6 protein-coding genes are annotated in these 6,704 nt (G+C 62.2%); all 6 read right to left on the bottom strand.

The window, feature by feature from the left end; all coding sequences use genetic code 11:
• Positions 1–178: 178 nt before the first annotated feature.
• Positions 179–367, bottom strand: a complete 189-nt coding sequence (locus L9Z73_RS22800) for a hypothetical protein (protein WP_247405787.1) — start codon at positions 365–367, stop codon at positions 179–181.
• 8 nt (positions 368–375) lie between these two features.
• On the bottom strand, positions 376–1,380 hold the full coding sequence (locus tag L9Z73_RS22795; RefSeq protein ID WP_247405785.1) for a HupU protein: 1,005 nt from the start codon (positions 1,378–1,380) through the stop codon (positions 376–378).
• Entirely contained in the window at positions 1,377–2,837 is a 1,461-nt protein-coding gene (locus L9Z73_RS22790) for a sigma-54-dependent transcriptional regulator (protein ID WP_247405782.1), read from the bottom strand. The genes L9Z73_RS22795 and L9Z73_RS22790 overlap by 4 nt, the downstream gene beginning before the upstream one ends.
• Positions 2,838–3,175: 338 nt before the next feature.
• A complete protein-coding gene (locus L9Z73_RS22785) occupies positions 3,176–3,724 on the bottom strand; it encodes a cupin domain-containing protein (RefSeq protein WP_010563061.1) in 549 nt (182 codons plus the stop codon).
• A 439-nt stretch (positions 3,725–4,163) separates the two neighbouring features.
• A complete protein-coding gene (locus L9Z73_RS22780) occupies positions 4,164–5,444 on the bottom strand; it encodes an NAD(P)/FAD-dependent oxidoreductase (protein ID WP_247405779.1) in 1,281 nt (426 codons plus the stop codon).
• Positions 5,445–5,503: 59 nt separating this feature from the next.
• Positions 5,504–6,704, bottom strand: a 1,201-nt coding sequence (locus tag L9Z73_RS22775; protein ID WP_247405776.1) for an aldehyde dehydrogenase family protein, incomplete at its 5' end; no start/stop codon positions are given.

Genomic DNA, 6,704 nt, shown 5'->3' with positions numbered 1-6,704 from the left:
GGGTGCGGCAGGCGCTTCATCATCAAGTAACAGGGCAAGCAGTTCATCGCGGTCGATATCGGTCATGGTCAATCCAATCCGGAATAAAGGGGACCGGCCTCAGCCGGTCCATTGTCAGTGGGTCGCCAGGCCTTTGGCGGTGCGGGCCTTGTCCAGCAGCTCTGCGCGTTCCTGATCGCTAAGGCTGTCCAGTTCGCGGCGCGTAGGTCAGGGCATCGAGCGGCGCGTGTTGCAGCAGGATTTGCTCGAAGCCACGGTACATGGTGGCGTTGACCCGCGCCGAACGCACGCAGCCCTCTTCCACTTCCAGTTGTACTTCCAGATCGCCTTCAACCCGATTGAACGGGCCGACCACCAAACGTGACATGCAAACTCCTAACGGCGTGGTGTGCGTACCGACGGCGCGATCAGCGGGTGATCGGAAGTCGCATTCTGCTTGACGCGCTTGGGGGTGGCTGACTTGGACAGCGCCGACAGGGCGACGAACCATGCCTTGGGCATGTCGATGGGCAGCCCGATGGGAATGCCCGCCAGTTTCGGCGTGCGCTGAAAGGCGTGCCCCGGCTCTTCGAAGCCTGGGGCGGTGCAGTTGATGCAGGCAAATCCACCACGGGTGCAAGAGCCTTCGCCATTCCACAAGCGGGTATTGCAGTCGCCGTGAGCCTGGGTGCCTTTGCAGCCGAGGTTTTCCATCATGCAGCCCAGGTCCGAGGGTTTTTCCGCACTGGCTTTGTATTCGTAGAACTCGTTGCGCGTGCAGCCCTGGTGCACCAGTTGGTCGGCGTAGAAACGCGGACGTCCGAGGATGTCCAGATCGGCTTCCTCGAACAACCCGGCGGCCAGCCCCATCAAGGTGTCGGTCACCCAGCCAGGGTGCGTGGGGCAACCGGCCACATTGATCACCGGCAAGCCGCGCAACGAACGATAGTCGGCGCCCAGAAGACCGCCGCGATGCTCACCGTCAAATTGCAGGCCGCAGGCGTCGGTCGGGTTGCTGCCCGCAGCGGTGATGCCGCCGTAGGCAGCACAGGTGCCGATACCCAAGGTGTATTGGGCCACCGCCGCGAGTTTGCGCACCCAGTCGATCATCGGCGCATCGGTGCCAGCCAGCATGTGAAAGCGTCCGGTGCCGTTCGGACCGCGCAGCAATGAGCCTTCTATGCACAAGGCATCGAGCCGGGTGCGACCTTGCAGGCAGTCATCGAGGATACCCAGCACCTGATCACCGCTTTCAAGGGACAGCGATGGATGCCAGAGCAACTCGATCCCCGCACTGCGCCACATCGCGGAAAAGTCCTGGGTGTCGGCGCACAGCAGGGACATGTTGCAGCCGCCGCAACCGCCCGATTGCAACCACAGCACTCTGAATGGGGTATTCATCGGGCCTCCTCCAGGCCAAGACGGCGCAATTTCTGGCGCAGGCCCACGCGCGACAAGCCCAGTTCGCGGGCAGCGTGGGTTTTGTTCCAGCGGTGACGCAGCAGCGATTCCTTGAGTATGGTCGCTTCGATAGCGTCCAGTTGTTCTTGCAACGTGCCCGTGGGTGGCGAGAGACGTATGTCGTTGGTGTTGCGTCCCTGGCCTTGCATGACGCGCCAGGAAAACGAATGCGCAGCGATTTGCGAACCTTCCGACAACGCGGCGGCGCGGTAGATTTCGTTGCGCAACTCGCGAATATTGCCGGGCCAGGGGTAACCAATCAGGCTCGCCAGGGCGTCGTCGGCAAAGTGCAGGTCTGGCAGGTCCAGCTCCAGGCGGGCATCGTCGAGCAGCTTTTTGGCGATGGGCATCAGGTCGGCGGTGCGCTCGCGCAACGGCGGCAAGCCCAGGCTAACCGTGGACAGCCGGTAATACAGGTCGCTGCGAAAACGTCCGGTGGCGACATCCTGTTCCAGATCGCGATGGGTCGCCGCGATCACCCGCACATCGACCCGTACCGTGCTGGAGGCGCCGACCGGGCGCAGCTCGCCTTCTTGCAAGACGCGCAACAACTTGACCTGAAAGGCCGGCGAGGTGTCGCCGATTTCGTCGAGCAGCAAGGTGCCGCCATTGGCACGCTGGAACAGCCCGATGTGATCCTGATGCGCGCCGGTGAAGGCGCCGCGTTTGTGCCCGAACAGCTCGGACTCCAGCAAGGTGTCAGGCAGCGCGGCGCAGTTCTCCATGACGAAGGCATTGCCCGCGCGCGGGCTGGCGTAATGGATGGCGCGGGCCAGCAACTCTTTGCCCGTGCCCGATTCACCCAACAGCAGCACCGACAAATCATAGCGAGCGACCCGTGCGGCCAACTCACAGACGGCATCCAGCGGACCACCGGGGCTGCGCACGATGCGCGAGAAATCGAAGGTGTCGCGCACCCGCTCCAACGTTTCCCGGCTGCGGCGGCGCAGCGCTGGCGTGCCGGCGCGCAGCTCCAGGTCCAGTCGCTGCATATGGTTTTGCAACGATTGGCTCTCTACCGCATTGCGCACAGTGTTGAGCAGGTTTTCAGGCAGCCAGGGCTTGAGCAGGTACTGATAGATACCGGCCTGATTGACGCCCGCGATGATGTCTTCCGAGTCGGTGTAGCCCGACAGCACGATGCGCACCACCCCCGGCCAGCGCTCGCGCACTTCCTTGAGAAATTCGATACCGCTGACATGGGGCATGCGCTGGTCGCAGAGGATCACCGCCACCACATGCTGTTCAAGAAGTTCACGTGCTTGCGCGGCCGACTCGGCCAGCAGCACCTGGAATTCCTGATCGAGTACCCGGCGCAACGATTCGCGCGAACGTAGCTCATCGTCCACTACCAGGATCATGGGCAAGTCGGATTGCGAGTCGAATGGGGAGGTCATTGAGTCAGCGAAAGGCAGATTATTGGTGTTCACTGCAACATTATGTTGCTGCGAGTCATGGCGGCGATGGTAGCACGGTGCCAAAAAGCCACGAGGCTTTTCCTTTTTTTGGGGGTGGCGCTACGGGTAATGCCAGTCAGTCAAGGAAGAACACTATCACTGTGGCGAGGGAGCTTGCTCCCGCTGGGACGCGAAGCGGCCCCAACAGATAGGACTGCTACGCAGTCCAACGGGAGCAAGCTCCCTCGCCACGGGTTCCGGTTGCCCGCCCTATCGCTTAACTGACTAGCATTAGGCCGCTACGGGAGCTTTTTTTAACAGCGCTTTCCGCCCCAGGCCTAGAAGTTCGCCGGCGTATTCGCGCTGATGATTTCCGCCTCATCCTGCCCGATATTGCGAAACCTGTGGGGCAAGGTGGTGGGGAAGTAATACCCATCCCCAGGGTTCAAGATGCTGACCTGGCCATCGACAGTGAGTTCGACGGTGCCACGGGTGACGAGGCCGCACTCCTCCCCTTCGACATGCACGATCGGCTCTTCGCCGGAGCTGGCGCCCGGGGCGTATTGCTCGCGCAGAAAGCGCATCTGGCGACTGGGGATCGGTGCGCCCACCAGCAGCAGGCGCAGGCCGTCGCGGCCCAGGTCGGGCTGTTCGTTGGCGCGGAAGACGTATTGGTGTTCCCGTGGTGGCTGGTCAAAGGTGAAGAAGTCCGCCAGGGACATAGGGATGCTTTCCAGCAGCTTTTTCAGGGAGCTGACGGAGGGACTGACGCGATTCTGTTCGATCAGGGAAATGGTGGCGTTGGTCACGCCGCTACGCCGGGCCAGCTCGCGCTGGGAGAGTTTGTAGCTTTCGCGAACGAGTTTGAGTCGGGTGCCCGTGTCCATAGCTGCCTTATATAAGGGTGACTGAAGCGGCGTTTATCGGTTGCGATAGCTCTGCAGGAGCCGAGACGGGTGCGGGCAGGCAATGTTGCGAAGTTCGCCGACTGCCTGGCCCAGGTACCTGAAAGGCGGCTATTAAATCACGTTTGTGGGTAGAGCTGTAGCGGCGCTGAATACGCCCGAGCGCAAGAAAAAAAGCTAGCCCGCAGCCACTAATTCCGGTCAGTTAAGCGATAGAGCGGGCAACCGGTACCCGTGGCGAGGGAGCTTGCTCCCGTTGGACTGCGTAGCAGTCCTATCTGCCGGGGCCGCTTCGCGTCCCAGCGGGAGCAAGCTCCCTCGCCACAGTGACAGTGTTCTTCCTTAACTGACTGGCATTAGCCCGCAGCCACTACCTGGGACGGCGTGGGCCGGGGCTCGCTGCGCTTATGTACCTGACAGGTCAAATACCGAATCGGTCACGCAAGGCGTAGTAGGCAGCGCCCATGGCCGTCAGCGGGGCCTGGAAGGTGCGGCCGCCGAACATCGGCATGTGTGGCAGGGAGGCAAAGGCGTCGAAGCGTTCGGCGTCACCGCGGATCACTTCGCTGATCAGCTTGCCCGCCAAATGCGAACAGGTGACGCCGTGGCCGCTATAACCCTGCATGTAGTAAGCGTTTTTTTCGATACGGCCAAATTGCGGCATACGCGACATGGTCAGCAGGAAGTTGCCGGTCCAGCGGTAGTCGATCTTGACGTCTTTCAACTGCGGGAAGGTCTTGAGGATCTTCGGTCGGATCAGTTGTTCGATGTCGTCCGGCTCGCGGGCGCCATAGACCACGCCACCGCCGTATAGCAGGCGGTTGTCAGCGGTCAGGCGGTAATAGTCGAGCAGGTAGTTGCAGTCTTCGACGCAGTAATTGTGGGTAATCAGGCTGCGCGCGACTTTCTCCGACAGCGGCTCAGTGACCACGATCTGCGAGCCGCAGGGCATGCTTTTGCGGGTCACCCTTGGGTCGAGATCTTGCTGCAGGTAGGCGTTGCCGGCGATCAGCAGGTACTTGGCGCGAACCACACCCTTGGCCGTGCGCACCACGTTGGGTTCGCCGTAGGTGATGTCCACGGCCGCCGATTGTTCGAAGATCTTGCCGCCCAGGCCAATAATGGCGCTGGCTTCGCCCAGGGCCAGGTTCAGCGGATGGACGTGGCCACCCTGCTTGTCCAGCAGGCCGCCGATGTAATTTTCACAGCCCACTTCGCTGGCGATGTCCTTGGCGTCGAGCAGTTGCAGGTTGCGGTTGCCATAGCGCTCCCAACTGTTTTTCTGTTCGACCAGGCCTTTGAGTTGCTTTTTGTTCAGCGCGGCGAAGATCCCGCCCGGGCGGTAGTCGCATTGGATGTCATAGTGCTGGATGCGCTGGCGAATGATCTCGGCGCCTTCGAACATCATGCTGCCGAGGATTTCGGCGCTCTTTTCGCCGTAGCGCTGCTCGATAACATCCACGTCACGGCTGTAGGAGTTGACCAGTTGCCCGCCGTTGCGCCCGCTGGCACCAAAGCCGACCTTGGCCGCTTCGAGCACGGTGACGCTGTAGCCGGCTTCAGCCAGGAACAGCGCCGACGACAGGCCGGTGTAGCCGGCGCCAATGACACAGACATCGCACTCGACCGACTCTTCAAGCACAGGGAAGTCGCCGGTGTGGTTGCGGGTTGCGGCGTAGTAGCTGTTTACATGGGGTTGCATGGTTAGGACTCCCTGGCGATTGGCCAGCGCGGGCTGGCAATCGCCGTTGTTAGTTGGGCTTAGAGCTTCACCCAGGTGGCTTTGAGCTCGGTGTACTTGTCGAAGGCGTGCAGCGACTTGTCGCGGCCATTGCCCGACTGTTTAAACCCGCCGAACGGCGCGGTCATGTCGCCACCGTCGTACTGGTTGACCCACACGCTGCCGGCGCGCAGACCCCGAGCAAAGCGATGGGCGCGACTGAGGTTGGCGGTCCACACCGCAGCCGCCAGACCGAAGATGCTGTCGTTGGCGATCGCCAGCGCTTCTTCTTCGGTGTCGAAGCTGATCAGCGACAACACTGGGCCGAAGATTTCTTCGCGGGCAATGGTCATGGCATTGGTCACGCCGTCGAAAATCGTCGGCTCCACGTACTGGCCACCGGTGTCTTGCAGGGTGCGCCGGCCGCCAACCAGCAGTTGGGCGCCCTGCTCCTTGCCGATCTCGATGTAGCGCAGCACGTTGTCCAGTTGCCGCTGATCGACCACCGCGCCGACCTTGGTCGCCGGGTCCAGGGGGTGCCCCGGTTTCCAGGCCTGGAGCGCCTCCAGCAGCAGCGCAATGAAGGGCTCGCGGATCGAACGCTGCACCAGCAGCCGCGAACCGGCCACGCAGACTTCGCCCTGGTTGAAGGCAATCCCGGCCGCTGCCGCTACGGCTGCAGCGCGCAGGTCCGGGGCATCGGCGAATACCACGTTGGGGCTCTTGCCACCCGCCTCCAGCCACACCCGTTTCATATTGCTCTGGCCGGAATACACCAGCAGTTGCTTGGCCACCCCGGTGGAACCGGTAAAGGCCAGCACGTCCACATCCATGTGCAGGGCCAGCGCCTTGCCGACGGTGTGGCCGTAGCCCGGCAGCACGTTGAACACGCCTGCAGGAATGCCGGCTTCGAGTGCCAACTGGGCCAGGCGAATGGCGGTCAGCGGCGACTTTTCCGAAGGCTTGAGGATGAACGAGTTACCCGCCGCCAGGGCCGGAGCGAACTTCCAACTGGCCATGATCATCGGGAAGTTCCACGGCACGATGGCCGCGACCACGCCGCAGGGTTCGCGTGTGATCAGGCCCAACTGGTCGTGGGGCGTGGGCGCCACTTCGTCGTTGATCTGCACGAAGTTGACCAGGTACGGGTCGCTGCCATCCACATACGGAAACGCGCTGTCGCCGGACATGTGCTGGTAGCCGGCACTGAGCTTATGGCCATTGAGGGCATAGCTGAACAGG

Origin of the sequence: Pseudomonas emilianonis, assembly GCF_023072625.1 — a bacterium.
Taxonomy (GTDB): Bacteria; Pseudomonadota; Gammaproteobacteria; order Pseudomonadales; family Pseudomonadaceae; genus Aquipseudomonas; species Aquipseudomonas paraveronii.
Note: the sequence above shows the minus strand (reverse complement) of the source record. Positions and strands in the feature narration are given on the sequence as shown.